The sequence below is a fragment of the Micromonospora sp. CPCC 205739 genome, from assembly GCF_036906795.1.
Taxonomy (GTDB): Bacteria; Actinomycetota; Actinomycetes; order Mycobacteriales; family Micromonosporaceae; genus Micromonospora.
On the sequence record NZ_JBAKHS010000007.1, the window covers coordinates 22176 to 46351 of the forward strand.

Consider the following 24176-nt stretch of genomic DNA (forward strand, 5'->3'; position numbering starts at 1 on the left):
GCGCACACGACCGCGGGCCGCCCGGATTCCTCTGGACGGCCCGCGACTGTCGCGTACGACGGGTCAGTCGACCTCGATGCGCACCACGTCGAAGGCGGGGGTCTGGTTGGCCCGCTCCATCATCGGCACCCGGTGCGAGCCGTCGCCGGCCCAGACCGCGCACTGCGCCGTGCCCGACTGCGGCAGACCCGGGACCTGGATGGCCACCTCGTCGGCCTCGTCACCACCGCGACCGTCCTCGGTGGCGACGAAGAACGCCGGCACGTCCTGCGGGTTCGACGGCGCCTCGGTGGTGCTCTGCAGCATCCGGCAGGCGGTGTGGAAGTGACCACGGGTCAGCCCCTGGTCGTTGAGCACCGAGCTCTCCAGGTAGTAACCGCCCTGACCGGCGGCGAGGAACCGGTCGCGGATCAGGTTCCGGGTGGAGACGCGCAGGGTGAACGCCTGGTTGCGCTGCACCTGCTCGGGGAACTGGGTGATCAGCAGGGACGGGTTGTTGGCGGCGGCGCCGACCTCACCGAAGGCCGTGCTGACGCACCGGTTGCCGTTCTGGAAACCGTCGTGCGGCTGAAGGTCGCTGTTGGTGCAGTCCTTGGCCAGTACGCCGAGCGCATTGCCGCCGTTGTTGTTCCCGCCGTTGTTGTTCTGGCCACCGTTCTGACCGCCGTTCTGGCCGCCATTGGTGGGGCTGGCGGTCGGGGCACCGGTCGGCGCGCCGGTCTGACCGCCATTCTGGCCGCCGTTCTGACCGCCATTGGCGCCGCCGTTGTTGTTGTTCGCGGCGACGGTGCACTTCGCGAGCTGGCCCAGGCCCTGCGGACGCGGCCCCACCCGGTCGATGGCGGTCGTGATCCGGTTCAAGGTCGCGCGCCGCTTGTCCTCCAGCGGACGCAGGATGGCGTTGTTGATGAAGTTCTGCCCGTTGCGGCCCTCGGCTGCCAGCCGCCGGTCGGCCTCGGCGATCTGGGTCTGCAACAGGGCGAGGTTCCGGTCGACCTCGGCCCGGGCGCGGTCCGGGACCTGCGGAAGCCTGCTCACGGCGTCCGGGCAGACCACGGCGGAGGCGACGGTGTTCACCGGTGCGTTGCCGGCCTTGACCGCCTGGCACTCGGCGACCGACATCTGGCCGTCGCCCCAGTGGTTGCGTACCCAGCGCCCGTTCTGCCACGTCTGGGTGGTGCTGCCGCGTCCGCTCGGCGAGGTGGCGCCGGGACTCGGCGCGACGCAGGCGGACGAGACGTTGCGGGTCGTCGTCGTCCGCCGGTTCTCGTGGGCGGAGGAGATCTGGGTCACCGCGGCGATTCCGCCGAAGACCGCGAGCGCGCCGACCGCCGCCAGCAGCCGCTTGCTCCGCGCGTTACCGGATGACCGGCGCCCTGTGGACCTGCGCATCGAATTGCTCTCCTTCTCGATCCGGTACCTGACTCGTGACCCCGTCGGGCGGACGCAATTCGGGGTGGACGCCCGTCGGGATCACTGCGACGTTCCGGTCGCGCGTCGATGGCCGACGATGCCCTTTCCGCACCGTCCGCCGCGTCGGGTGGCGCGGCTGGGAGGAACTGTGTCCATTCCCGCTTAGGTACGGAGCACCGCGGACGATGGTTCAACCCGGATCGAGGAATTCGGCACGCGCCGGCGATCGGGTGCCGCGGAAGACGCAACGTCACCGCACGGCGACGCTGCGGTCGCGGCTCAGTCCGCGCAGAGGTGGTCGAAGGCGAAGCCGCCCACCAGTTCGTCCCGGCGGGCCCGCAGCCCCCGGATCTCCCGGCGCAGTTCGGCCCGGTCGACCAGCGCCGGCTCCTCGGTCTCCAGCGCGCGCAGCCGGTCGCCGACCGCGACGGCGGCCAGGTCCTCGGCGAGCCGGGCGGCGTCCACCCCGCACCAGAAGCGGTGCTCGCGGATCGTCACCCGCTCGACCAGGCAGCGGCCGGGCCGCACCTCGACCCAGCTCCACCCCTCGGCCGCTCCGTCGCGCCACCGGACGTGCAGCCCGCGCACGATCGGGTCGGCCAGCCGCCGCGACACGTACGCCTCGACGGCGGCGGCCCGGGCCAGCGCGCCGAGGTCGTTGACGGGTCCGGTGCGGCCGTCGGGCAGCCGACCGACGATGTCGCGGAAGCCCACCGCGGTGTCGTACCCGTCGTCGTCCGGACCGGCGGACGGGCCGGGGCCGGCGTAGGCGCGGGCGTCGATGACGTACCCGACGATCCGCAGGCCGTGCGCGGCGGCGCGCACCGTGGCCGACTCGATCCGCAGCACGGGCAGGTCGACCGCCGCGCACACGGCGTCGCGCATCCGCTCGGCCCGCTGCGCCGCCGAGCCGGCCGGCGCGGGCGCGCCGAACACGACCGCGAAGAGCGGCCGGCCGGTGTCGGCGGCGCAGACCACGTGGTCGAGTTCCTCGCGGGTGGCCGAACTCCACTGGTGCCCGGTGATGCCCTCCGGACGCCGGGTCACCAGGTCGCCGAGCCGCCGGCCGGCGTGCACCACCTGACCGGCCCGGGTGGACAGCGCGCCGCCGTCGACCGGCAGCGGTCGCAGCCGGGAACCGTCGTCGGTGGCGGTACGCGTCATGGTGGTGCCGGATCCCTCACGTGGTCGGTCGACCGGCCGAGTCTAGGGCGTCGAGCCTGGTCGTCGCCGCGCCGGTGCGCTCCGATCCACCTCCCCACGTCGCCGGGTGCGCGCGGGCCGCCGGTGCGACCGGACGGCGACCCGGCGGACGGCCCGGTCGCGCTGGTCGACGAGCCGGCGCTGCGCCGGTGGACCGGACTGGCGGGCGTCACCGCGTCCGGCACCCTGCCGGTGGCGCTGATCGGGGTACGGGTGGCCGAGCCGGCCGGCACCCCGAAGCGCTTCGGGCGACGCAGTGCCGCCCGGGGTGCGCAGGCGGTGATCGGCGCGCTGACCGCGCCGCTGCGCCCGGTCGACCGGGCGGTACGCCTGACCCCCGACGAGTACCTGCTGATCCTGCCGTCGGTGACCGAGCAGGAGGCGCTGGCCGTCGCCAATCGGGTGCACGCCGCGCTGGCCGGGCTGGCCCGGTCGTACCCGTTCGTCGCCTACGCGGTGCACGCCGCGGTCACCGTGACCGACCGGCGGCCGCTGCCGGTGGCCGCTGCCGGTGGCCGAGGTGCGCCACACCGCCCAGTGGGCCGCCCGGGAGGGCGTGCCGGTGGCCACGGTGGCCCGGGAGGCGACGCCCGCGACGGCCGGGCGGGCCTGACGGCGAGCGCCGCGCCCGGGTGGCTCAGGCCTCCCCCATCACCAGGCCCTCGATGGTGTGCTTCTGCCGGATCGGGCTCAGCCGTTCCACCACCGGGCACGGCAGGTGGGCGCGGGCCAGCTCGGGCAGCTGGTCCCAGTACTGCTGGGTGACCGCCATGTCGTGCCGCTCGGCGTTGCCGGCGCCGGGGGCGTCCACGCCGAGCACCAGCACGGGCCGGGCCAGCGTCGAGACGTTCGGGGTACCGCGGTGGATGGTCAGCGCCGAGCGGGCGGAGATGTCGCCGCGCCGCGGGTACTTGCGCACGGCCCGCTGGACGTAGCGGGGGTAGCGCTCCTTCGGCGGGAACATGCCGTGGTCGAAGTCGGCGCCGTCGTCCCACTGGGTGCCCGGGGCGATCTCGAACGGACCCATCTCCTCGACGGTGTCCACGGTGGTCAGGTTGAACGCGAGCGAGGTGAGTCGCCGCTGACGTCGGGTCTCCTCGGGCATCGGGAAGTCCCGGTGCCAGGGCTGCATGGCGGCGCCCGGGAACGGAATGTCGAAGCCGAGCTCGACGATCTCGTAGTCGGGGCCGAGCACCGCCCGGCAGACCGCGACCACCCACGGGTGGGTGACCAGGTCCGCGAAGCCGCGCAGCTGCTCGGGGTGGATCTCGACGTACCAGCGGTTCGGGCCGCGGCCGACCGCGCCGTCCGGGCGGGAACGGGCCTCCCGGAAGGCCGCGTCGATGTCCTCGCCGACCTGGTCGACCCATTCGACGTCGAAGGCGCCCCGACAGGCGGTGATGCCGTCGCGGTAGAGGTCGCCGAGCGCCTCGACCGGCGTCTCGTCCGCGGTGGTCGGGCTGGGGTGGGTGGTCATCGGTCCTCCTCGCGTGCGCCGGACCAGCCGAGTATTACAACGTTGTAGAAGCGGGGCAAGGGGGGCCCGGTGACGGAATCGGCCACCGGAGGGACGATGGGCCGGACCGGCGGTGGTGGACCGCCGTCGCACCGGCGCGGTCCGCGCCACGGGGAGGGGTACGCCGTGCGGGTGGTCTCGCTGGTGCCGTCGCTGACCGAGGCGGTGGCGGTGACCGTGCCGGAGGTGCTGGTCGGGGCGACCGACTGGTGCACGCATCCGGCGGGGCTGGACGTGGCCCGGGTGGGCGGCAGCAAGTACCCGGACCTGGACCGGGTGCTCGCCCTGCGCCCGGATCTGGTGCTGCTCAACGTGGAGGAGAACCGGCGCGCCGACGCCGATGCGCTGGTCGAGGCCGGGGTGCCGGTGCGGGTCACCTATCCGCGTACCGTGCCGCAGGCGCTGACCGAGCTGGCCGACCTGCTCGCCGCGCTCGGCGTCACCGCCGAACCGGACTGGCTCGCCACCGCCCGCCACGCCTGGGCTGCCGTCGACCCGCCGCCGGTGCCGCGCCGGGCCGTCGTGCCGGTGTGGCGCCGCCCCTGGGTGGTGCTCGGGAGCGACACGTTCGCCGGGGACGTGCTGCGCCGGCTCGGCGTGGCGAACCTGTACGCCGACGACGCCGAGCGGTACCCGCGCCCGGACCTCGACGCGCTGCGGGCCCGCGAGCCGGACCTGGTGGTGCTCCCCGACGAGCCGTACGCGTTCACCGCCGCCGACGGCCCGGAGGCGTTCCCCGGCACGCCCTGCGCGCTGGTCTCCGGCCGGCACCTCACCTGGTACGGCCCGTCGCTGGCGCAGGCGCCCGCGCTGCTGGCCGGGCAGCTCGCCGATCCGGTGACCCACCCGGCCTGACGGGGCAAGCGACCCGGCCTTCGCGCCGGTCGCAGGCCTGGGTTCAGGCGACCGGGGTGACCTGGCCCGGGGGCAGCTCGACCAGGACGGTGTCGTCCACGTCGTACCCGAGGGTGTCGATGACCCGGACCACGCCGCTGACCTGCCCGGCCAGCCGGACCGCCAGGTCGACGGCGCTGCGCCGGTCGAGCCGCCCGTCCAGGGTCACCACACCGTCGCGGACCTGCACGGTGACCAGCCCGTCCCGCACGGCGAGCACCCGCCGCAGCACCTCCTGCACCACGTCGGCGCGGATCTCCGCGTCGCTGCGCAGATGCACCCGGAGCAGGTCGCTGCGGGTCACGATGCCGACCAGCCGGCCGAGGTCGTCGAGCACGGGCAGCCGCTTGACGGCCTCCCGGTCCATCAGCCGGGCCGCGGCCGGCAGCGGCGACTCCGGGTACGAGGTGACCGCGGGGGCGGTCATCAGGTCCTTCGCCACCAGCGCGTCGGCCTTCTCCCGCGCCACCCGCCGGCGGCGCCCCTCGAAGACCCGCCGCTCGCCCGGGTCTCCCGCCCGCTCCACCTTGTGCAGCAGGTCCGCCTCGGACACCACGCCCAGCACCCGCCGGAACCCGTCCACCACCGGCACCGCACTGATCCCCCGCCGGATCAGCACGTCGACGATGTCGCGGTACGGGGTCTCCTCCCCGACCGTCGCGACGTCCCGGGTCATCACGTCGCCCACCTGCCACGTCCTCATCACGACCTCCTCGGCTGTCTGCACCCGCACGGTATGGCGGCGGCGGCCGGCGGGGGCAGAGGCGGTGGACCGGGTCGGACGGGGGCCGAAGGTCCCGCCGGCGGGCCCTGCTTCGGGGTCCAAGGTCCCGGTCCGGTACGGCCCGACCGGCCCTGCCCGCCACCGGGGCGCGGCGGTGCAATGGATGTGCCACCGGAAAGCGCGGTGCCAGGCAGAGAAAGGACGTGGACACCATGACCGCGACGATCGAGCGGACCACCACCGCCACCACCATCGCTCCGGCGGCCGAGACCCCCCGCGAGCGCGCCGCCCGGTACGTCTGGGCCGGCACCCGGATCGCCCTCGGCTGGATCTTCCTCTGGGCGTTCCTGGACAAGGCCTTCGGCCTGGGCCACGGGACCGAGGCGAAGAACGCCTGGATCAGCGGCGGCAGCCCGACCAAGGGCTTCCTCACCTTCGGCGCGACCGGCCCGTTCAAGGGGATCTACCAGGACATCGCCGGTGCGACCTGGGCCGACTGGCTGTTCATGACCGGCCTCGCGGGGATCGGCGTGGCGCTGCTGCTCGGCATCGGGATGCGCCTCGCCGCCACGACCGGCGCGCTGCTGATGGTGCTCATGTGGACCGCCGTCCTGCCTCCCGAGAACAACCTCTTCATGGACGACCACCTGATCTACGCCGCGGTGCTCGCCGGTCTGGCCCTGGTGGGCGCGGGCCACACCCTCGGCCTCGGTCGGGTCTGGGCGCGCCTGCCCATCGTCCGGAAGTACGGCTGGCTGAAGTGACCGCACGATGCGGGGGCGCCACCGACCGGTGGCGCCCCTGAGGCGTGTCCGGGTCCGGCCGCGACGGCGCATCCGGCACGCCGCCGGAGGGACTGCCGGGGATCGGTGGGTCGCGATCCGGCAGGATCGGTACCGACCGGACGATCGAGCCAGAACGGCAGGAGATCAGCACATGAGCATGCCCCAGCCAGCCAAGCCCGAGATCGGCCCGATCGAGGGCGCGCCCCCGGCCGACCTCGTCATCGAGGACATCACCGTGGGCGAGGGCCCGGAGGCCCGACCCGGCCAGCTGGTCAGCGTCCACTACGTCGGGGTGTCCCACTCCACCGGGCGTGAGTTCGACGCGTCCTGGAACCGGGGCGAGGCGTTCGAGTTCCCGCTCGGCGGCGGCCAGGTCATCGCCGGGTGGGACCAGGGCGTCGCGGGGATGAAGGTCGGCGGCCGTCGCAAGCTGACCATCCCGCCGCACCTGGGCTACGGCAGCCGTGGCGCCGGCGGCGTCATCAAGCCGAACGAGACGCTGGTCTTCGTCGTCGACCTGCTCGGCGTCAGCTGACCGGAGGCGGGGTCGTCGGCGGCACGCCGGCGGCCCCGCACCGCACCCACGAGCCGGCGGCCACGTGTCTCACGCCGGGACGGCGACGGGCCGGCGACGCCTGGCTCAGGCGCAGGCGACCAGTTCGCTGCGGGGACAGGGGGCCGGGGGCCGGGTCTGCACCACCGGGACGACCCGGTGCAGGCCGGTGGCCCGCAGCACCCGGGCGACCACCGGATCCGGGTCGGCCAGCACCAGCTCGCCACCACGGGCCCGGACCCGCAGATGGGCCGCCACCAGCGCGCGCACCCCGGCGGCGGAGAGCAGCCGGACGCCGGAGAGGTCGACCCGCAGCACCGGACGCGCCGGCGCGGCCCAGAGCGCGGCGCGCAGCACGCCCACCGAGGCCACGTCGACCTCGCCGACCACCCGCACCCCGACCACGTCGTCAGCCACGCTGAGCTGCACGTGGAGCCGGTCACCCCGCTGTCCCATACGGACGAATCTAGCCCCGGCCACCGACATTTCCGCCGTCTGACGGACCGAATCCGGGTCCGCCCAGGGTCGCCCCCGAGAAAGTCCCCGATCCGCCTCAGGGACGATGCGCGGCCGACGCGACACGCCCCGGGGGGAGGACGGGACCGGTATCGGCGGGTGACAATCATCCGATGGTCGTACCGCGCCAGCGCCAGCGCCCGCCCCGCCTGATCCGGCCCGTCCGCGAGCCGGCCACCGTCCCGCCCCCGCTCGACGGGGTCTGGGCGGCCACCGACCGGCGGTTGGACCGCGTCGAGCTGCTGCCCCTGCCGCCGGGCGCGCACGGGCCGGAGGACGTGCTGATCGGCCCCGACGGCCGGGCGGTCAGCGGCGACGAGGACGGCCGGCTCTGGTGGTGGCCCGCCGATGCCCCCGCCGGCACGGCACCCCAGCTGCTCGCCGAGACCGGCGGGCGGCCGCTCGGCATCGAGCTGGACCCGCGCGACGGCAGCCTGGTGGTCTGCGACGCGTACCGGGGGTTGCTGCGGGTCACCCCCGACGGCGCGGTGCGGGAGCTGACCGGCACCGCGCCGCCGGTACACCTGGCCGACAACGCCACGGTGGCCCGCGACGGCACGGTCTACTTCACCGACAGCTCCGACCGCTACCCGCTCTCGCACTGGAAGCACGACCTGCTCGAACACCGCCCCAACGGGCGGGTGCTGGCGTACGACCCGCGCTCGGGGCGGACCGAGGTGGTGACCGACGGGCTCTACTTCCCGAACGGGATCGCGCTGACCCCGGACGAGTCGGCGCTGATGCTGGTGGAGACCAGCACCCACCGGCTGGTGCGGGTGGCCCTGCCCGACGGCGCGGTCACCGTGCTCACCGACCTGCCGGCGTACCCGGACAACCTCACCGCGGTCGGCGACGGGACGTACTGGGTCGCGCTGCCCAGCCCACGGCTGCCGGTCGTCGAGCGGCTGCTGCCGTACCCCCGGCTGCGCCAGCTGGTGGCGCTGCTGCCCGACGCGGTACGACCGCAGCCGCAGAAGTACGGGCTGGTCGCCCTCGTCGACGGCGACGGGACGGTGCTGCGCACGCTGCACGGCCCCGACGGCGCCTACTGGATGATCACCGGGGTACGGCAGCACGGCGACCGGCTCTGGCTGGGCAGCCTGGTCGGCACCGCCATCGCCCGCGTCGACCTGACGTGACGCCCGGCCGGACCGGCGAGCAGCCGGCCGCCCAGCGGCAGGCGGCAGGCGGGCCACGAGACGCTACTGAGCTGATGACGTAGACGACTCACGGGCGCGACGGCACCCCGAGCACTGAGTCGTTCACGACATCAGCTTCGTAGCGTCTCAATAAGCCCTTCGGAGCGAGGGACCACGACCGGTCCGAGCACACCCCGGACGGGCGCACGACCGGCCCGGGTGGCGGGCCGGTCGTACCCCGGTGGTTCCTCCCCTGGTCTCAGCCGCCGCTGGCGGACGGCCCGGGTGCGGGCGACGAGCCTCCGGCGACCGCCCCGGGGTGCGCCGGGTGGGCCACCGGCGCCGGCTTGAGTCCGGGCGGCACGGGCAGCGCGCTGCCCTTGGCGAACTCGTCCCAGCTGACGTTCCAGGCGGTCCAGCCGTTGCCCTGGTCCAACTGCACCTCGGTGCCCTTGACGGTCACCAGGTCACCGACCTTGGTGATGCCCATCAGCCAGTCCGCCGCCTTCACCGACACGTTGGTGCAGCCGTGCGAGACGTTGATGTTGCCCTGATCGCCCTCCGACCACGGCGCGGCGTGGATGAACTCGCCGCCCCAGGTGAGCCGCTGGGCGTCCTCGACGTCGACCACGTAAGGGTCGGCCGAACCCCGGGTGTCGAACGTGGTGAAGTCGTGCTTCTCCATGATCACCATCTTGCCGCTCGAGGTCGGGGTGCTCGGCTTGCCGAGACTCACCGGGATCTTGCGGACCAGCTTGTGGTCCTGGAAGACCGACATCTGCTTGGTGGCGTTGTCGATCTCGAGGGCCACCTGCCGGCCGATCTTCGAGGTGGACCGGCGGTCGTCGTCACCGACGAACTCCTTGCCGATCGGCAGTCCCGCCAGTCCCGACCGCACGCTGATCTTCGTGCCAGGCTTCCAGAAATCTGGTGCCCGGTATTCGACCTGCTTGCCGTCCTCCACCCATGACCAGGTGCCCGGCTGCGGCGGGTCGGTCTTCACGAACAATCGCCGTTGCACGGCCGCGCGGGCCTCTTTGGGAATTGGCGGATCGAATGCGACGGTCACCGGCATCGCGGTGCCGTACGTCTGATTTCCGGTGAAATACAACGTGCTCTTTATCGCCTGTCTGGTCGATTTGGGCGACGTGGTGAAGGTCGTCCGCCCGACGGTGGTCCGCCCCTTCTTGCCGGTGGCGGTCACCTCCGCGGTGTAGGTCCGGCCGTTCTCCAGCGGGGTGCTCGGCACCCAGCTCGACCCGTCCTCGCGCGGCTCCCCCGTGACCTGCTTGCCCTTGTCGTCGGTGAGCTTGACACCGGTGACCTTCCCGTGGCTCACGCTCGTCCCGACCTCCGCGCTGACCGGGACGTCCTTCGCCCGGTCGGCGGGGGTCAGCGCGACCGCGGGATCCAGGACCCTGCCCGGCGCCGAGCCGGTGGCCTCCTTCCGGTCCGCCGTGCACCCGCCGAGGATCAACGGTGTGGCTGCGATGGTCACCGCCAATAGCGTCAGTCGCCGCCTCACATCCATATTCGGCCCCCCGTTTCCATTTCCCTTGGCCACATTCTGTACGGCGCTTCTCACCCCGTGGCGCACTTTCGCGGGAAATACTCGTAAACGGCGGGGATTTTGGTCGCGGCTGTGCTCGGCCGCGATTTCGCGACCCGGCCGTCCCGGATCAGGGGCGCTGGGCGGTCCGCGTCCCGCCGTCCCGACTCGGGTCGTTCAGTCACCAGTCCTGGTCGCCGTGGTTGCGGTCCCACCGGCCGCCGACGGGCGGGGTGTCCAACCGGGTGGGGCCGTCGGCGTTGCCGGCGAGGTCGTTGTTCGTGGGCGTCGCACCACAGCGGCGCACCGGCGACGGGGTGCCGCTCCCGCACGGTGGCGGGCAGACCTTGGTGGTAGGGCACGGGTGCTCCTCTCGGCGGTCCGGTCGTTCCCCGCCGCCGTTTTCCCGGCCGACCAAGCGGCTAACGCCACCCCCGCGCACCCCGACACCCGGGCCGGGGGACGCCCGAACCGGACAGCCCGCGCTCGAGTGGCGGAGCCGACCAGCCCGGGCCGGCTCCGCCCCGTACCGCTCAGACGTTGGCGACCAGCAACGCCGGCTGCTCCACGCAGTCGGCGACGTGCCGCAGGAAGCCGCCCGCCACGCCACCGTCACAGACCCGATGGTCGAAGGTGAGGCTGAGCTGCGTCACCTTGCGCACCGCGAGCTGCCCGTCGACCACCCAGGGCTTGTCCACGATCCGGCCCACGCCGAGCAGGGCCGCCTCCGGGTGGTTGATGATCGGCGTCGAACCGTCCACGCCGAACACTCCGTAGTTGTTGAGGGTGAACGTCCCGCCGGTCAGCCGGGCCGGCGGCAGCGTGCCGGCGCGAGCCGCGGCGGTCGTCTCAACCAGCGCGGCGGCCAACTCCCGGGTGGTGAGCCGCTGGGCGTCGCGCAGCACCGGGACGACCAGGCCCCGGTCGGTCTGCGCGGCGATGCCCAGGTGCACCCCGGCCGACTGGACGATCCGCTGACCCTCCGTGTCGACGTGCGCGTTGAGCTGCGGGAACCGGCGCAGTCCGCTGAGGCAGATCCGGGCCAGCAGGGCCAGGATGCTCACCGGCGCGTCAGGAGTGGCGGCGTTGATGGCCGCCCGGGTCTCCAGCAGCCCGGTGGCGTCCACGTCCACCCAGATGGTCACCTCGGGGATCTCCCGGCGGCTGCGGGAGAGCTTGTCGGCGATCACCTTGCGGATGCCGGTGAGCGGGATGACCACGTCGCCGTCGGCGGCGGGAGCGAGGCCGACGTGCGCGGCCGGGGCCGGCTGGTCCGGCACCGCGGCGAGCCGGGTCGTGGAGGCGGTCCGGGCGGTCTCGACGTCCGCCCGCCGGATCACGCCCCCGGGGCCGGTCCCGCGCAGCGCGGTCAGGTCCACGCCGTGCTCCTTCGCCAACCGGCGGACGATCGGCGAGATGACCAGCGGGGCGGTCCCGCGGGGCGGGGCCGGGTCGCCCGGAGCGACCGTCTCACCCGTCGTCCGCCCGGCGGCGGGAACGCCGGCCGGGTCCCCGCCGACCGTCCCTCCCGCAGCGGCCGGGGTCGGCGCGCCGCCGGACTCGGGGGCGAGGGCCAGCCGGGGGCGGCGGCGACGCCGGCCGGAGCCGGCGTGCCCGGTGCCGTACCCGATCAGCACGTTGCCGGAGCCGGCCCGCTCCTCCTCGCGGTAGGTGGCGTGGCCGGCGGGCTCGTCGCCGCCGTCGCCGTCGAGCGGCGCGATGGTGATCAGGGGTTGGCCGACGGGGCGGACCTCACCCGCCGCGCCGTGCAGGGCCACCACCCGGCCGGCGTACGGGCAGGGCACGTCGACGACCGCCTTGGCGGTCTCCACCTCGACCACGCTCTGGTCGACGGTGACCACGTCGCCCACGGCGACCCGCCACTCGACGATCTCGGCCTCGCTCAGCCCCTCGCCCAGGTCGGGCAGGAGGAAGATCCGGGTCCCGGTGGCGGTGCTCATGCCGCGCTTCCCTGGGCCAGCCAGCGCGGGTCGGGCTGGTCGTCCCACTGCAGGCGGGCCACGGTGTCCAGCACCCGGTCCACCGAGGGCAGGTGGGTGTGCTCCAGCATCGGCGCCGGGTACGGGATGTCCAGCCCGGACACCCGCAGCACCGGGGCGTGCAGGGCGTGGAAGCAGCGCTCCTGCACCCGGGCGGCGATCTCCGCGCCGACCCCGGCGAAGCCCTGCGCCTCCTGGATCACCACGCACCGGCCGGTCCGGCGGACCGAGGCGGCGATCGTCTCGTCGTCGTACGGCACGATGGTGCGCACGTCGACGACCTCCAGGTCCCAGCCCTCCTCGCGGGCGGCCTCGGCGGCCTCGAGCGCGACCGGCACGGCCGGGCCGTACGCGACCAGGGTGGCGTCGGTGCCGGGCCGGCGCACGACCGCGCGGCCGAACGGCGCGGTCGTCGCGGGCAGTTCCGCCTCGGCGCTGGAGAAGTAGAGCTTCTTGGGCTCCATGAACACGACCGGGTCGGGGTCGTCGATCGCCTGGCGCAGCAGCGAGTACGCGTCCTCGACGGTCGCCGGGGTGACCACCTTCAGGCCCGGGGTGTGCGAGTAGTACGCCTCGGACGAGTCGCAGTGGTGCTCGACCCCGCCGATGCCGCCGGCGTAGGGCACCCGGATGACGATCGGCACGCTGAGCGCGCCCCGGGTGCGGTTGCGCAGCTTCGCCACGTGCGAGGCGATCTGCTCGAACGCCGGGTACGCGAACGCGTCGAACTGCATCTCCACCACCGGGCGCAGCCCGGACATGGCCAGGCCGACGGCGAAGCCGACGATGCCGGCCTCGGCCAGCGGGGTGTCGAAGCAGCGCTTGTCGCCGAAGCGGGCCTGGAGCCCGTCGGTGATCCGGAAGACGCCGCCGAGCTGGCCGACGTCCTCGCCGAAGACGACCACCCGGTCGTCGGCGAGCATCGCGTCGGCGAGCGCCGCGTTGAGCGCCTTCGCCATGGTCATGGTGGCCATCAGGCGTCCCCCTCCTGGTCGCGGGCGGCGGCCAGCTCGGCGCGGACCTGCTCGCGCTGCTCGACCAGCTGCGGGGTCGGCTCGGCGTAGACGTGCTCGAAGAGGCTGAGCGGGTCGACGGTGGGCTGGGTGTTCATCCGGTCGCGCAGGTCCGCGGCGTACGCCTCGGCCTCCTCGGCGATCGCGGCCACGGCCGCGTCGTCGAGCACGTCCCGGTTGCGCAGGTACGCCTCCAGCCGGGCCACCGGGTCCCGGTCGCGCCAGGCCTCCACCTCGTCGGCGTCCCGGTAGCGGGTGGCGTCGTCGGCGTTGGTGTGCGGCTCCATCCGGTAGGTGTGCGCCTCGACCAGGAACGGGCCGTGACCGGCGCGGGCGTGCGCCACGGCGCGGTTGAGCACCGCCAGCACCGCCACCGGGTCGTTGCCGTCGACCTGCTCGCTGGGCACGCCGTAGCCGACGCCCTTGTACGCCAGGCTCGGCGCGGCGGTCTGCCGGGACAGCGGCACGCTGATGGCGTACTTGTTGTTCTGCACGAAGTACACGACCGGGGCCTTGAACACGGCGGCGAAGTTGACCCCCTCGTGGAAGTCGCCCTCGCTGGTGGCGCCGTCGCCGATGAAGGCCAGCGCCACGGTGTCCCGGCCCTGGTACGACTCGCCGTAGGCCAGCCCGGCGGCGTGCACGCACTGGGTGGCCAGCGGGGTGCACTGGGGCGCGGTGTGCACCTGGGTCGGGTCGTACCCGCAGTGCCAGTCGCCGCGCAGCAGGGTGAGCACCTCGACCGGGTCGATGCCGCGGCTGACCAGTGCCATCGACTCGCGGTAGGTGGGGAAGACCCAGTCGGTGTCGCGCACGGCGAGGGTGGCCCCGACCTGGCAGGCCTCCTGGCCGCGCGAGGACGGGTAGACGGCGAGCCGGCCCTGCTTGGTCAGGGCGGTGGCCTGGGTGTCGAAGCGGCGACCGATCACCATCCGGCGGTACATCTCGCGCAGCGCCTCGACGGGCGGCTCGGGGTAGTCGTCCCGGGGCGGCATCGGGGTGCCGTCCGGGGCGAGCAGTCGGACCGGCTCGCGCTGCGGGAGCAGGCCGGCGGACGGGTCGGGCGCGGCCGGGGTGGCCGGCCGGCGGGTGCGCGGGGATGCCCTGCGGACCGCCTGGGGTGTGGTCGTCACGGCGGGGACCTCCTGGACGTGTGGTGGCCTTATGCTCCTGCTGTCGGATGATTGACTCAAGATGCGCGGTGAACGTGGGATGAATGGCGTCCCGAGGGGGCTGATGTGAGCCAGGAGACCGGCCCGGAGGCGGGCCTGCCGGGCGCGACGGGACGTTCGGTCGGTCCGCTGGACGAGGTGGACCGGCGCATCCTGGACGAACTGGTCCGCGACGGCCGGCTTTCCATCCGTACGCTGGCCGAACGCGTGCACGTCTCGCGCACCAACGCGTACGCGCGGGTGGAGCGGCTGCTACGCGACGGCGTGATCACCGGCTTCCGGGCGCAGGTCGCGCCGGAGCCGGCCGGGCTGGGCACCTCGGCGTACATCTCCCTGACCATCGAGCAGAACACCTGGCGGGAGGTCTCCGCGGAGCTGGCCCAGGTGCGCTACATCGAGCACGTCGCGCTGCTCAGCGGCGAGCACGACGTGCTGGCGATGGTCCGCGCGCCGGACAACGCCACCCTGCGCGACGTGGTGCTCAACCGGGTGCAGAGCATCGCCGGGGTGCTCTCCACCCGGACCTGGCTGGTCTTCGAGGAGTTCGACGGCGCGCGAAGTCCCTGGCAGTGACCGTCACCGCTCCGGCGGCGCCGCCAGCCCCTCCCGATCGGCCAGCTCCAGCAGCGGCTCCAGCGAGAAGCGCCGCTCGTCCAGCCCGGCGTGCGGGTCGCCGCGTTCGGCGAACCGGGCCGGCATGCTCACCACGTCGAAGTCCTCGGGCCGGACGTCGTCCAGCTCGGACCAGTCCAGCGGCGCGGAGACCAGCGCCGCCGGCGTCGGCCGGATCGAGTACGCAGAGGTCATGGTGTGGTCGCGGGCCATCTGGTTGTAGTCGACGAAGACCGGCCGGTCCCGCTGCTCCCGCCACCAGGTGGTGGTGACCAGGTCGGGGCGGCGGCGCTGCATCTGGAGGCCCAACGCCAGCACCGCGCGCCGGCACTCGCCGAAGCTCCACCTCGGCTCGATCGACAGGTAGACGTGCAGGCCCCGCCCCCCGGTGGTCTTCGGATAGCCGACCAGGCCCAGCTCGTCGAGGAAGGCGTGCACCTCGTGCGCCACCGGCACCACCTGGTCGAAGCCGACGCCGGGCATCGGGTCGAGGTCGATGCGGAGCTGATCGGGGTGCTCCACGTCCGCCGCCGACACCGGCCACGGGTGGAACCGCAGCGTACCCAGGTTGGCCGCCCAGGCGACCACGGCCAGCTCGCTCGGCGCCACCTCGTCGGCCGTCCGACCGCTGGGAAAGGTGATGTGCGCGGTGCGGACCCAGTCGGGGGCGCCGGCGGGCAGCCGCTTCTGGTAGAAGGCGTCGCCCCGGTTGTCCTGCCGGGTGCCGATCTTCGCGCCCTCGAAGACACCGCGTGGCCAGCGTTCCAGCATGGTCGGCCGGTCGCGCAGCGCGCGCAGGATGCCGTCGCCGACGGCGAGGAAGTAGCGCACCACGTCCAGCTTGGTCAGGCCACGCTCCGGGAAGTAGGGCTTGTCCGGGCTGGAGACCCGGACCAGCCGCTCCCCGACCTGGATCTCCTCCGCCGCGGTCGCCACGCTCACACCGTAGCGGCAGCGACCGCCTCGCGCGCCCGGCTCACCGGCACCGCCCGGTCGAGACGGACGGCACGCGATGGTGACCGGCCGTTCCGGTGGTCGCGGCCCCGGCCTAGGCTGCCGCCATGGCGACGTACCTGGACGTGCACCCGGAGAACCCGCAACCTCGGACGATCAGCCGGGTGGCCGACGTCGTCCGGCGTGACGGGCTGATCGCCTACCCGACGGACTCGTGCTTCGCGCTCGGCTGCCAGTTGGGTAACCGGGACGGCATCGAACGGATCCGGGACATCCGCCAGCTCGACGACCGGCACCACTTCACCCTGGTGTGCCGGGACTTCGCGCAGCTCGGCCAGTTCGTCCAGATCAACAACGCCCTGTTCCGGTCGCTGAAGGCGGCGACGCCGGGCAGCTACACATTCATCCTGCCGGCGACCAAGGAGGTGCCGCGCCGGCTGCTGCACCCGAGGAAGAAGACCGTGGGGGTCCGCATCCCCGACCATGTGGTGGCGCAGGCGCTGCTGACCGAGCTGGGTGAGCCGCTGGTGTCGAGCACCCTGCTCCTGCCCGGCGAGGCCGAGCCGTTGACGCAGGGCTGGGAGATCAAGGAGCGGCTCGACCACGTGGTCGACGCGGTCCTGGACTCCGGTGAGTGCGGCACCCTGCCGACCACGGTGGTCGACTTCTCGCAGGGCGAGCCGGAGATCCTCCGCCGGGGCGCCGGAGACCCGTCCCGGTTCGAGTAGCCGGCGGGCCAGGGACCGCGGCGTCCGGCGGGGCTCAGCGCGTCTCGTCGTCCAGCGATGGCAGCGGCAGCAGCACGGCGGTGCTGTCGGCACCCCGCTCGGAGTGCGCGGGGGCGGGCAGGTCGCCGCCCGGTGCCCGGCAGTGCAGCCGCCCCGCCCCGGCCGGCCCGGCACGGCGGGAGACCTCGCACGTCACCTGGTGGATGGGCGCGGGCGGTACGCCGAACCGGCCCGCGCCCCAGCGGACCCAGATCGCGACCCGGCCGGCCTCCGCCTCGGCCGCCAGCTTGTCCCAGGTACGGCGCCGATCCGTGTGGTCGACCTCGATGACCACGGGCGGCCCGTCCGGCCTGGCACACGCCACGTCGAGTACCGACTGCTGGCGCGACAGCGGCGGCGGCAGGGGCAGCACGCTCGGCGCCCGCCGGTAGACCCGCCAGCCCTGATCGCCCGCCCAGGCGACGACGGCGTCGATGATCCGCGCCGTCACCGCGTCCGTGGGCAGGTCGACGAAGGTGAGCCGATCGAGGGCGTGCCCGAGGGAGGCCGCCAGCCGTTCGCCGTCCGCCACGCCGTCCATGGGCGCAGGGTAGCGACTCGCCGGGCCTGCGTCGTGACCGGCAGCCGCAGCGATGCGGACCGCCACGTCGGCCGCGTCGTGCCGGCACCATGACCGCCCCCCCGACCGCCTGCCGGGCGGTCAGGTGATCAGCAGGATGCCCACCACGACGAGCGGCACGGAGACGAAGAGAGCGATGCCGATCCCGGTGAGCACCCGCCCGCCGCCGGCGTCCTCCCGTTCCGGTGCCAGCCCGAACGTCGACCGGGCGTCCAGCATGCCGATCCGGCTCAGGGTGAGGTCTCCTTCCCGGTCGACCGGCCCGCCGCCGCCCCGTCCGGGAGGCGGTGGCGGGCCGGTCGGCATCCGCCGTCAGGACCCGTCCGGCAGTTGACGCCTGTCGGGCGGGGCGGCGCGGCCGGCCGGCGGCGCGGCGGGCGCGGTGACCACGTCCGGGGCGACCGTGACCGGGGGCAGGGTGGCGCCGCCGGTGACGGGCAGGGTCAGCGCGCTGCGCCCGAGGTCCACCGAGACGGTGGCGTCCCGGTCGTCGGTCTCGGTGAAGCCCGGGTCGCTCTGGGCGAGGACCAGGCCGAGCACGTGACCCGCCGGCAGCACCGCGTCGTACGCGTTGAGCGGCAGGGTGATCGTGTACCAGCGGTCCGGGCGCAGCGGAGTCGCGAACCGCAGGGACCGGTGGTGCGCCGCGTCGAGCCAGCCGCGGGTGAGCACGCCGTGGTCGGTGACCGCGGTGATCTCGGCCGTGTCGCGGTAGCAGGCGTCGTCGGCCACGGTGGACTCTCCCCAGCACGACTCGGTGGCCAGCGTCCGGACCCCCTCCGAGGTGCGGTACTGGATCCGTTCCGCGGTGCCGTAGTCGACGAGTCGCGCGCTCAGCGCGGTGGTCGGCCGGTCGACCTTGATCCGCAGCCGCACCGACGGGGTCCCGGAGATCCGCAGCGGCGCGGTCAGCGCGCCGGAGAGGAACACCAGCCGTCCGGCGCGGGCGCTCGTCGGCTCGGTGACCACCTGCGGCTCGGTCAGCGACTCGTCGGTGTACGCCCGCACCACGCCCGGAGGGGCGCCGCGACCGCCGAGCGTGCCGGTCGTGCCGTCACCGGCGCCCAGGGCGACCCGGACGTCCCGGGTGCCCGGGGCGGGCCAGTCCCGCTGTTCGGTCCACACCCCGGGGGCGGTCTCCAGGGTGGCCCGGGGCTCCCGCATGACCCCGTTGGGCAGGCCCTGGAGCCAGTAGTCGAACCAGCGGTGCAGGGTGGCCACCCACTCGGCCCGGCGGACGTCGAACGGATCCTCGTGCCCGGCCTGGTAGAGCCAGAGCTTGCGCGGCACGTGCCGCTCGGCGAGCGCGTCCCACCAGCGGGCGAACTGGCCGGTGGTGACGTTCAGGTCGTTGACGCCGTGCGCGACGAACACACTGGCCCGGACCTGGTCGGCCGAGCGGCGGTAGTCCCGCTCCGCCCAGTAGGCGTTGTAGTCGCCGGTCTCCTCCGCGCTCTCCGCGCGCAGCCGGGCGAGCACGCCGGCGCACGCCTCGGCGGGCCGGCCGTTGACCACACCGTGCAGGTAGGCGGGGTAGTCGGACGCACGCAGCAGGCCGCGGTAGCGCTGGTAGTCGTACCAGCTGGAGATCGCGGAGATCGGCACGATCGTCTCCAGGCCGCGCACGCCGGTGGCCGCCACGCCGTTGGCGACCGAGCCGTCCCAGGACTTGCCGATCATGCCGACCCGGCCGCTGCTCCATGACGCGGTGACCGGAGTTCCGTCCAGGGTGAAGCCGCGGGCCCGGCCGTTGAGCCAGTCCACCACCGCCTTCGCTCCGGCCACCTCGGCGCGGCCGCCGACGTCCTCGCAGCCGGTGGAGCGGGCGGTGCCGCTGAGGTCTACCGCGGCGAAGGCGTACCCGCGGGGGACGAACCAGTTGTCGTAGAAGAGCGGGGCCTTGGCGATCACGCCGTTCGCGTCGTACGTCTTGCGTTCGCTCTCGTTGCCCCGCCCGCAGCAGTGGTAGTACGGCGAGGCGTCCATGATCACCGGCACCCGGACGCCGGCCTGCGCGGCCTCGCGGGGCCGCACCAGGTCGACCACGACCCGGTCGCGCAGCCCGTCGCCGTCGGCGTCGGTGGGCGTCTCGACCTGGACGCTCTCCCGGACGGCGTCGGCGTAGGAGTAGACCGGCACCGTGTGGTCGCCGACGATGTGCGGCGGGGCGGTCGGCCGGCCGGGCGCGGCGTGGGTGGGGGCGGCGGGGGCGGCCGTGACCAGCAGCGCCGTGAGGGTGGCGGCGGCCAGCGCCCGGCTTCGGGCAGGCGTCATCGTGGTCCTTCCGACGGGTACGGCAGGTCACGCCATTCCACCCCATCGATACGGTTCCTGCCTAGTGTCCGGTGTCGACGCGGTCACTTTCGGCGACGCCGGAGGGTTGACCATCGACAGCCGTCTTCGTAACGTTCGGCGGGACCGTCGACCCTCCCTCCACCGGCGAAGGGACCTCCGTGGCACGACGACGCACTCTCTCCCTGATCCTGGCCGCGACGCTGCTCTCCGGCGGCACCGCGGCCCTCTCCCCCACCGGCGCCGGCGCCTCACCGCCGCGGCCGGAGGACGAGTACCGGCCGGTGCGCGGGCCCTCCGCCCCCGCCGAGTACCGCTACCTGCAGAAGACCGTGCGCGGCGAGGCGCTGCCCCGGCACGCGTACGACGGCGCGGCGCAGGCCGCGGCCCGGCTGCCCGCCGTCGGCGGCCGGTGGACCTCGGTCGGGCCGACCAACATCGGCGGCCGGATCACCTCACTCGCGCTGGACCCGCACCGCCCCGACACCGTCTACGCCGCCGCGGCCAGCGGCGGGGTCTGGGTGAGCCGCGACGCCGGCAACCGCTTCGAGCCGGCCTGGCCGGACGGCTGGACCCAGGCGATGGGCGCGGTGGCGACCGGCCCGGACGGCACCCTGTACGCCGGCACCGGCGAGGTCAACCCCGGTGGCGGCAGCATCACCTACGAGGGCACCGGCCTGTACGCCTCCCGCGACGGCGGCAAGAGCTGGCGGTCGCTGGGCCTGCGCGACTCGGGCGCGATCGGCGCGATCACCGTCGACCCGGCCGACCCGAGGCGGATCTTCGTGGCCGCCGCCGGCTCGCTCTACAACGGCGGCGGCGACCGGGGCGTCTACCGCTCCACCGACGGCGGCGCGACCTGGCAGCGGGTCCTCGCCGGGGCCAACGAGTTCACCGGCGCGACCGAGGTGCTGATCGACCCGCGCGACGCCGACCGGCTCTACGCCGTGCTCTGGGACCACCGCCGCACCCCGGACCTGCGCACCTACGGCGGCGTCGGCTCAGGGGTCTACCGCTCCGTCGACGGCGGGGCGACCTGGGCACGCCTGGGCGGTGGGCTGCCCGCGGCCGGGCCGGAGGTGGGCCGGATCGGCCTGGGGCAGTCCGCCTCGGACCCGGACCGGCTCTACGCGATCGTCAACTCCACCGCCGGCCCGTTCGCCGGCTTCTACGGCAGCACCGACGGCGGCGAGGCCTGGACCCGGCTGCCGGACACGCCCGAGCTGACCACCTCGCAGTCGACCTTCGGCTGGTGGTTCGGCAAGGTCTGGGTCGACCCGGACGAGCCGCAGCACGTGCACGTCGCGGGCGTGCCGCTGCTGACCACGAAGGACGGCGGGCGGACCTGGACGGCGGACAGCAGCTCCATCCACGTCGACCACCACGCGATGATCTGGGACCGGCGTCATCCACAGCGGGTCTACCTCGGCAACGACGGTGGGACGTACCGCTCCGACGCCGACGGGGACGGCGGCTGGGTGAAGGCCACCCACGAGCCGTACACCCAGTTCTACAGCGTCGCGATCACGCCGCAGGACGTCAGCCGGATCTCCGGCGGCACCCAGGACAACGGCTCGCTGCGCTCGTGGGGCGGCCCCGCCTTCAACGAGTACCTGGGCGGGGACGGCGAGGAGAACCTGATCAACCCGACCGACAAGGAGAACGTCTACGCCTGCTACCAGTACGGCAACTGCTTCTGGTCGGTCGACGGCGGCGAGACGATGACGTACTTCGGCAACAAGGTCACCGCGGCCCGCCGTAACTGGTTCACCCCGGTGGTCTTCGACCCGCGCGACCCGGCGGTGATGTACTACGGCGCCAACGTGCTGAACCGGTCGACCGACGGCGGCCGGACCTGGACGGCGATCAGCGGCGACCTCACCGGCGGACCGGGGCGCGACCCGATCTACACCAACTACGGCACCATCACCACGGTCGCCCCGGCCGGGGACGGCCGGACCGTCTACGTCGGCACCGACGACGGCCGGGTCTGGGTGACCCGGGACCTGGGCGGCTCCTGGCAACTGCTGCTCTCCGGGCAGCCGTGGGTCACCCGCATCGTGGTCGACCCCCGGCGGGCCGACCGGGTGTACGTGACGCTCTCCGCGTACCGGTCCGGCTCGCACCGGCCGTACGTGCTCGGCTCGCTCGACGGCGGCCGGCACTTCCACGACCTCAGCGGCACCCTGCCGAAGGCGCCGGTCAACGACCTGGCGATCGGCAAGGGGCTGACCCTCTACGTCGGCACCGACCAGGGCGTCTTCGTCAGCCCCACCGGCGGCGGGGTCTGGCTGCGCCAGGGCCGCGGCCTGCCGCTGGTCCCGGTCGACGACATCGAGTACGACGGCACCAATAACCGCCTGGTGGCGGGGACCTTCGGCCGGGGCATCTACGCCGTCCGGGTCCCCTGAGTGCCGCCGCTGCCGGGGCCGGGCGTCTGCGCCCGGCCCCGGCAGCGCGGTGTCAGCGCCCTTCCTGCTGCATCCGCGTCATGAGCATCTGCTTGGCCTGGTCACCCGCCTTGCGGTTGTTCTCCTGAATCTTGCGGAACCAGGTGGCCAGTTCCGTGTCGCCCCGCTGCTCCGCGTCCGAGATGTAGATGTCCATCCGGTAGATGTTGTCCAGCGACATCTGCAGCGTGTGGATCAGGTCGTAGTTCTTGTCCTTCACCGGGCTCATCTGTTCCTTGACCGCGGTCGCCACGGCGTACCTCCCCTGTCTCGGCTTCCGAACGGGCCAGCGCTTACCCGGCCTCGGCCCGTTCACGCCCCGGCGCCGGTCGGGAGCTGCCGGCCGAGCCGAACGGTTACCGGGCGGCCGGGTCGGGTACGGGGGGCCGCATGGCGGAACTGGCAGCCCTCTGGATCGTGCGGCACGGTGAGAGCACGGCGAACGTCGCCGCGACGGCGGCGGAGACCTCCGGCGCGGACCTGATCGACCTGACCCATCGGGACGCCGACGTGCCGCTGTCGGAGACCGGCGAGGAGCAGGCCCGGGCCACCGCGCGCTGGCTCGCCGGCCTGCCGGCCGATCGCCGGCCCGACGTGGCGGTGGTCTCGCCGTACCTGCGGGCGGTGCGGACGGCCGAGCTGGCGCTGGCCGGCACCGGCATCCCGGCCAGCCGGGACGAGCGGCTGCGCGACCGGGAGCTGGGCATCCTCGACGGCCTGACCGGACACGGCGTGCAGCGCCGCTTCCCCGACGAGGCGGACCGCCGCCGGCGGCTCGGCAAGTTCTACTACCGCCCGCCGGGCGGCGAGTCCTGGACGGACGTGGCGCTGCGGCTGCGGGCGCTCCTGGGCGACCTGCGCCGCGACCACGAGGGACAGCGGGTACTGCTGTTCGGCCACGACGCCCTGGTCTTCCTGCTTCGTTACCTGGTGGACGGGCTGACCGAGGCTGAGCTGATGGGACTCACCCGGGAGCACGTGATCGCCAACTGCTCGGTGACCGGCTGGTCGGCGGACGCGGACGGCCGGCTCGTCCTGGACACCTTCAACGACGTGACCCACCTGCGCCGGGAGGGCGCCCGACCCACCAGGGAGGACGAGGTCCATGCCGAACCGGTCTGAGACCCGGGTCATCACCCCGGCGTTGCTGCGCGACTGGGCGCTGCCGGTGCCCACCGGCGGCAAGGAGCACCGGGGCACCGTGCTGGTGGTCGGCGGGTCCCGCTTCACCCCCGGCGCCGTGCTGCTGGCCGGCGTGGCCGCGCTGCGCGCGGGCGCCGGCGTGCTCCAGCTCGCCGCCGCCGAGTCGACCGCCGCCGCGCTGAGCATCCAGGTGCCGGAGGCACTGGTGATAGGCCTGCCGGAGACCGGGGACGGGGCGGTAGCCGGCGATCCGGGCGACCGGCTCGGCGAGCTGGTCGGGCAGGCCGACGTGGTGGCCGTCGGCCCCGGCCTCAACGACATCGACGAGACCCGGGCGCTGCTGCACCTGGTCCTCGACGCGGCCGGGCCGCAGACCTCGCTGGTGCTGGACGCGTACGCGCTCGGGGCGCTCAGCCACGAACCGGACCTGCTGGTCGGTGCGGGCCGCCCGGTGGTGCTCACCCCCAACCTGACGGAGGCGCGGCACCTGCTGGGTCGCGAGCCCGGCGACGACCTGGACGCCGAGTCCCGCGAGCTGGCCGGCCGGTACGAGGCGGTGGTCTCGCTCTACGGCCACATCGCCACCCCCGCCGGTGAGTGCTGGCGGGAGGAGAGCGGCGACGCCGGCCTGGGCACCTCGGGCAGCGGCGACGTCCGCTCCGGGCTGCTGGCCGGGCTGCTGTCCCGGGGCGCGGCGCCGGCGCAGGCCGCCTGCTGGGCCGCCTGGGCGCACGCGGTCAGCGGCCAGCGCCTGGTCCCCCAGTTCGGGCGGATCGGTTTCCTCGCCCGCGAGCTGCTCGACGAGATTCCGCACACCCTGGCCACCGTGTGACGCTGAGCGACCCGCCGCACAGGTGTGTGTAACGCCACAGATTTCCGTGACGCTGTAGTCACCGGAGGC

24 protein-coding genes are annotated in these 24176 nt (G+C 74.0%); 9 read left to right on the forward strand and 15 right to left on the reverse strand.

From position 1 onward, the window contains the following. Nucleotides 1–63: 63 nt before the first annotated feature. The 3 genes from V6U88_RS12465 to V6U88_RS12475 form a co-directional block, all read right to left on the reverse strand. Nucleotides 64–1392, reverse strand: coding sequence for a hypothetical protein (locus V6U88_RS12465; protein ID WP_334452605.1), 1329 nt, complete (start codon nt 1390–1392; stop codon nt 64–66). Between the two features lie 300 nt (nt 1393–1692). Further along, complete coding sequence (locus tag V6U88_RS12470) at nt 1693–2577, reverse strand: hypothetical protein (RefSeq protein WP_334452607.1); 885 nt, start codon at nt 2575–2577, stop codon at nt 1693–1695. A 676-nt stretch (nt 2578–3253) separates the two neighbouring features. Next, the gene (locus V6U88_RS12475; protein ID WP_334452609.1) at nt 3254–4093 is read right to left on the reverse strand and encodes a phytanoyl-CoA dioxygenase family protein; all 840 of its coding nucleotides are present in this window, start codon (nt 4091–4093) and stop codon (nt 3254–3256) included. A gap of 165 nt (nt 4094–4258) precedes the next feature. Here V6U88_RS12475 and V6U88_RS12480 point away from each other — a divergent pair, with 165 nt between their 5' ends. After that, nucleotides 4259–4987, forward strand: coding sequence for a helical backbone metal receptor (locus V6U88_RS12480; RefSeq protein ID WP_334453025.1), 729 nt, complete (start codon nt 4259–4261; stop codon nt 4985–4987). Nucleotides 4988–5030: 43 nt separating this feature from the next. Here V6U88_RS12480 and V6U88_RS12485 read toward each other — a convergent pair whose 3' ends face one another. After that, nucleotides 5031–5729, reverse strand: coding sequence for a CBS domain-containing protein (locus V6U88_RS12485; protein ID WP_334452611.1), 699 nt, complete (start codon nt 5727–5729; stop codon nt 5031–5033). 233 nt (nt 5730–5962) lie between these two features. Here V6U88_RS12485 and V6U88_RS12490 point away from each other — a divergent pair, with 233 nt between their 5' ends. Then, entirely contained in the window at nt 5963–6514 is a 552-nt protein-coding gene (locus V6U88_RS12490; RefSeq protein WP_334452613.1) for a hypothetical protein, read from the forward strand. Between the two features lie 178 nt (nt 6515–6692). Continuing rightward, nucleotides 6693–7070, forward strand: coding sequence for an FKBP-type peptidyl-prolyl cis-trans isomerase (locus V6U88_RS12495; protein WP_334453027.1), 378 nt, complete (start codon nt 6693–6695; stop codon nt 7068–7070). 105 nt (nt 7071–7175) lie between these two features. Here V6U88_RS12495 and V6U88_RS12500 read toward each other — a convergent pair whose 3' ends face one another. Beyond that, entirely contained in the window at nt 7176–7544 is a 369-nt protein-coding gene (locus V6U88_RS12500; protein WP_334452614.1) for an STAS domain-containing protein, read from the reverse strand. Nucleotides 7545–7717: 173 nt separating this feature from the next. Between V6U88_RS12500 and V6U88_RS12505 the strand changes: the two genes are divergently transcribed. Continuing rightward, nucleotides 7718–8743, forward strand: coding sequence for an SMP-30/gluconolactonase/LRE family protein (locus tag V6U88_RS12505; protein WP_334452615.1), 1026 nt, complete (start codon nt 7718–7720; stop codon nt 8741–8743). Nucleotides 8744–9002: 259 nt separating this feature from the next. Here V6U88_RS12505 and V6U88_RS12510 read toward each other — a convergent pair whose 3' ends face one another. The 5 genes from V6U88_RS12510 to pdhA all read right to left on the reverse strand — a co-directional run bounded on the left by V6U88_RS12510 (nt 9003) and on the right by pdhA (nt 14471). Beyond that, nucleotides 9003–10274 (reverse strand): L,D-transpeptidase, encoded by a 1272-nt coding sequence (locus V6U88_RS12510; protein WP_334452616.1) that lies wholly within the window; start codon nt 10272–10274, stop codon nt 9003–9005. Between the two features lie 199 nt (nt 10275–10473). Continuing rightward, nucleotides 10474–10599, reverse strand: coding sequence for a hypothetical protein (locus V6U88_RS12515; RefSeq protein ID WP_334452617.1), 126 nt, complete (start codon nt 10597–10599; stop codon nt 10474–10476). 226 nt (nt 10600–10825) lie between these two features. Further along, nucleotides 10826–12253 (reverse strand): dihydrolipoamide acetyltransferase family protein, encoded by a 1428-nt coding sequence (locus V6U88_RS12520; protein WP_334452618.1) that lies wholly within the window; start codon nt 12251–12253, stop codon nt 10826–10828. After that, nucleotides 12250–13266 carry an alpha-ketoacid dehydrogenase subunit beta gene (locus V6U88_RS12525; RefSeq protein ID WP_334452620.1) on the reverse strand — a complete coding sequence of 339 codons (1017 nt, stop codon included), beginning with the start codon at nt 13264–13266 and terminating at the stop codon, nt 12250–12252. Before V6U88_RS12525 ends, V6U88_RS12520 begins: the two co-directional genes overlap by 4 nt. Beyond that, nucleotides 13266–14471, reverse strand: coding sequence for a pyruvate dehydrogenase (acetyl-transferring) E1 component subunit alpha (gene pdhA, locus V6U88_RS12530; RefSeq protein ID WP_334453028.1), 1206 nt, complete (start codon nt 14469–14471; stop codon nt 13266–13268). Before pdhA ends, V6U88_RS12525 begins: the two co-directional genes overlap by 1 nt. 72 nt (nt 14472–14543) lie before the next feature. Between pdhA and V6U88_RS12535 the strand changes: the two genes are divergently transcribed. Further along, complete coding sequence (locus V6U88_RS12535; protein ID WP_442934620.1) at nt 14544–15050, forward strand: Lrp/AsnC family transcriptional regulator; 507 nt, start codon at nt 14544–14546, stop codon at nt 15048–15050. A 3-nt stretch (nt 15051–15053) separates the two neighbouring features. Here the strand turns inward: V6U88_RS12535 and V6U88_RS12540 are convergent, their stop codons facing one another. Beyond that, on the reverse strand, nt 15054–16025 hold the full coding sequence (locus V6U88_RS12540) for a DNA polymerase domain-containing protein (RefSeq protein WP_334452622.1): 972 nt from the start codon (nt 16023–16025) through the stop codon (nt 15054–15056). A gap of 125 nt (nt 16026–16150) precedes the next feature. Here V6U88_RS12540 and V6U88_RS12545 point away from each other — a divergent pair, with 125 nt between their 5' ends. Beyond that, nucleotides 16151–16771: an L-threonylcarbamoyladenylate synthase gene (locus V6U88_RS12545; protein ID WP_334452624.1), complete on the forward strand. Its 621-nt coding sequence runs from the start codon at nt 16151–16153 to the stop codon at nt 16769–16771. Nucleotides 16772–16805: 34 nt separating this feature from the next. On the opposite strand, the gene V6U88_RS12550 is transcribed toward V6U88_RS12545, so the two are convergent. The 3 genes from V6U88_RS12550 to V6U88_RS12560 form a co-directional block, all read right to left on the reverse strand. Next, the gene (locus V6U88_RS12550) at nt 16806–17351 is read right to left on the reverse strand and encodes a hypothetical protein (RefSeq protein ID WP_334452626.1); all 546 of its coding nucleotides are present in this window, start codon (nt 17349–17351) and stop codon (nt 16806–16808) included. A 120-nt stretch (nt 17352–17471) separates the two neighbouring features. Continuing rightward, on the reverse strand, nt 17472–17696 hold the full coding sequence (locus V6U88_RS12555) for a hypothetical protein (protein WP_334452628.1): 225 nt from the start codon (nt 17694–17696) through the stop codon (nt 17472–17474). A 6-nt stretch (nt 17697–17702) separates the two neighbouring features. Continuing rightward, nucleotides 17703–19664, reverse strand: a complete 1962-nt coding sequence (locus V6U88_RS12560; RefSeq protein WP_334452631.1) for a Xaa-Pro dipeptidyl-peptidase — start codon at nt 19662–19664, stop codon at nt 17703–17705. Between the two features lie 179 nt (nt 19665–19843). Here V6U88_RS12560 and V6U88_RS12565 point away from each other — a divergent pair, with 179 nt between their 5' ends. Beyond that, a complete protein-coding gene (locus tag V6U88_RS12565) occupies nt 19844–22093 on the forward strand; it encodes a WD40/YVTN/BNR-like repeat-containing protein (protein ID WP_334452634.1) in 2250 nt (749 codons plus the stop codon). Between the two features lie 52 nt (nt 22094–22145). Here V6U88_RS12565 and V6U88_RS12570 read toward each other — a convergent pair whose 3' ends face one another. Further along, on the reverse strand, nt 22146–22361 hold the full coding sequence (locus V6U88_RS12570; RefSeq protein ID WP_334452636.1) for a hypothetical protein: 216 nt from the start codon (nt 22359–22361) through the stop codon (nt 22146–22148). Nucleotides 22362–22522: 161 nt separating this feature from the next. Between V6U88_RS12570 and V6U88_RS12575 the strand changes: the two genes are divergently transcribed. Both V6U88_RS12575 and V6U88_RS12580 read left to right on the forward strand, forming a co-directional pair. Beyond that, on the forward strand, nt 22523–23254 hold the full coding sequence (locus V6U88_RS12575) for a histidine phosphatase family protein (protein WP_334452638.1): 732 nt from the start codon (nt 22523–22525) through the stop codon (nt 23252–23254). Continuing rightward, a complete protein-coding gene (locus tag V6U88_RS12580; RefSeq protein ID WP_334452640.1) occupies nt 23238–24107 on the forward strand; it encodes an NAD(P)H-hydrate dehydratase in 870 nt (289 codons plus the stop codon). Before V6U88_RS12575 ends, V6U88_RS12580 begins: the two co-directional genes overlap by 17 nt. Nucleotides 24108–24176: the final 69 nt, after the last annotated feature.

Bases quoted from the DNA above. Each gene is read 5' to 3' on its own strand.
- V6U88_RS12465 (WP_334452605.1), bottom strand. From the start codon at position 1,392: ATGCGCAGGTCCACAGGGCGCCGGTCATCCGGTAACGCGCGGAGCAAG.
- V6U88_RS12470 (WP_334452607.1), bottom strand. From the start codon at position 2,577: ATGACGCGTACCGCCACCGACGACGGTTCCCGGCTGCGACCGCTGCCG.
- V6U88_RS12475 (WP_334452609.1), bottom strand. From the start codon at position 4,093: ATGACCACCCACCCCAGCCCGACCACCGCGGACGAGACGCCGGTCGAG.
- V6U88_RS12485 (WP_334452611.1), bottom strand. From the start codon at position 5,729: ATGAGGACGTGGCAGGTGGGCGACGTGATGACCCGGGACGTCGCGACG.
- V6U88_RS12490 (WP_334452613.1), top strand. From the start codon at position 5,963: ATGACCGCGACGATCGAGCGGACCACCACCGCCACCACCATCGCTCCG.
- V6U88_RS12495 (WP_334453027.1), top strand. From the start codon at position 6,693: ATGCCCCAGCCAGCCAAGCCCGAGATCGGCCCGATCGAGGGCGCGCCC.
- V6U88_RS12500 (WP_334452614.1), bottom strand. From the start codon at position 7,544: ATGGGACAGCGGGGTGACCGGCTCCACGTGCAGCTCAGCGTGGCTGAC.
- V6U88_RS12505 (WP_334452615.1), top strand. From the start codon at position 7,718: ATGGTCGTACCGCGCCAGCGCCAGCGCCCGCCCCGCCTGATCCGGCCC.
- V6U88_RS12510 (WP_334452616.1), bottom strand. From the start codon at position 10,274: ATGGATGTGAGGCGGCGACTGACGCTATTGGCGGTGACCATCGCAGCC.
- V6U88_RS12520 (WP_334452618.1), bottom strand. From the start codon at position 12,253: ATGAGCACCGCCACCGGGACCCGGATCTTCCTCCTGCCCGACCTGGGC.
- V6U88_RS12525 (WP_334452620.1), bottom strand. From the start codon at position 13,266: ATGGCCACCATGACCATGGCGAAGGCGCTCAACGCGGCGCTCGCCGAC.
- V6U88_RS12545 (WP_334452624.1), top strand. From the start codon at position 16,151: ATGGCGACGTACCTGGACGTGCACCCGGAGAACCCGCAACCTCGGACG.
- V6U88_RS12550 (WP_334452626.1), bottom strand. From the start codon at position 17,351: ATGGACGGCGTGGCGGACGGCGAACGGCTGGCGGCCTCCCTCGGGCAC.
- V6U88_RS12555 (WP_334452628.1), bottom strand. From the start codon at position 17,696: ATGCCGACCGGCCCGCCACCGCCTCCCGGACGGGGCGGCGGCGGGCCG.
- V6U88_RS12560 (WP_334452631.1), bottom strand. From the start codon at position 19,664: ATGACGCCTGCCCGAAGCCGGGCGCTGGCCGCCGCCACCCTCACGGCG.
- V6U88_RS12570 (WP_334452636.1), bottom strand. From the start codon at position 22,361: ATGAGCCCGGTGAAGGACAAGAACTACGACCTGATCCACACGCTGCAG.
- V6U88_RS12575 (WP_334452638.1), top strand. From the start codon at position 22,523: ATGGCGGAACTGGCAGCCCTCTGGATCGTGCGGCACGGTGAGAGCACG.
- V6U88_RS12580 (WP_334452640.1), top strand. From the start codon at position 23,238: ATGCCGAACCGGTCTGAGACCCGGGTCATCACCCCGGCGTTGCTGCGC.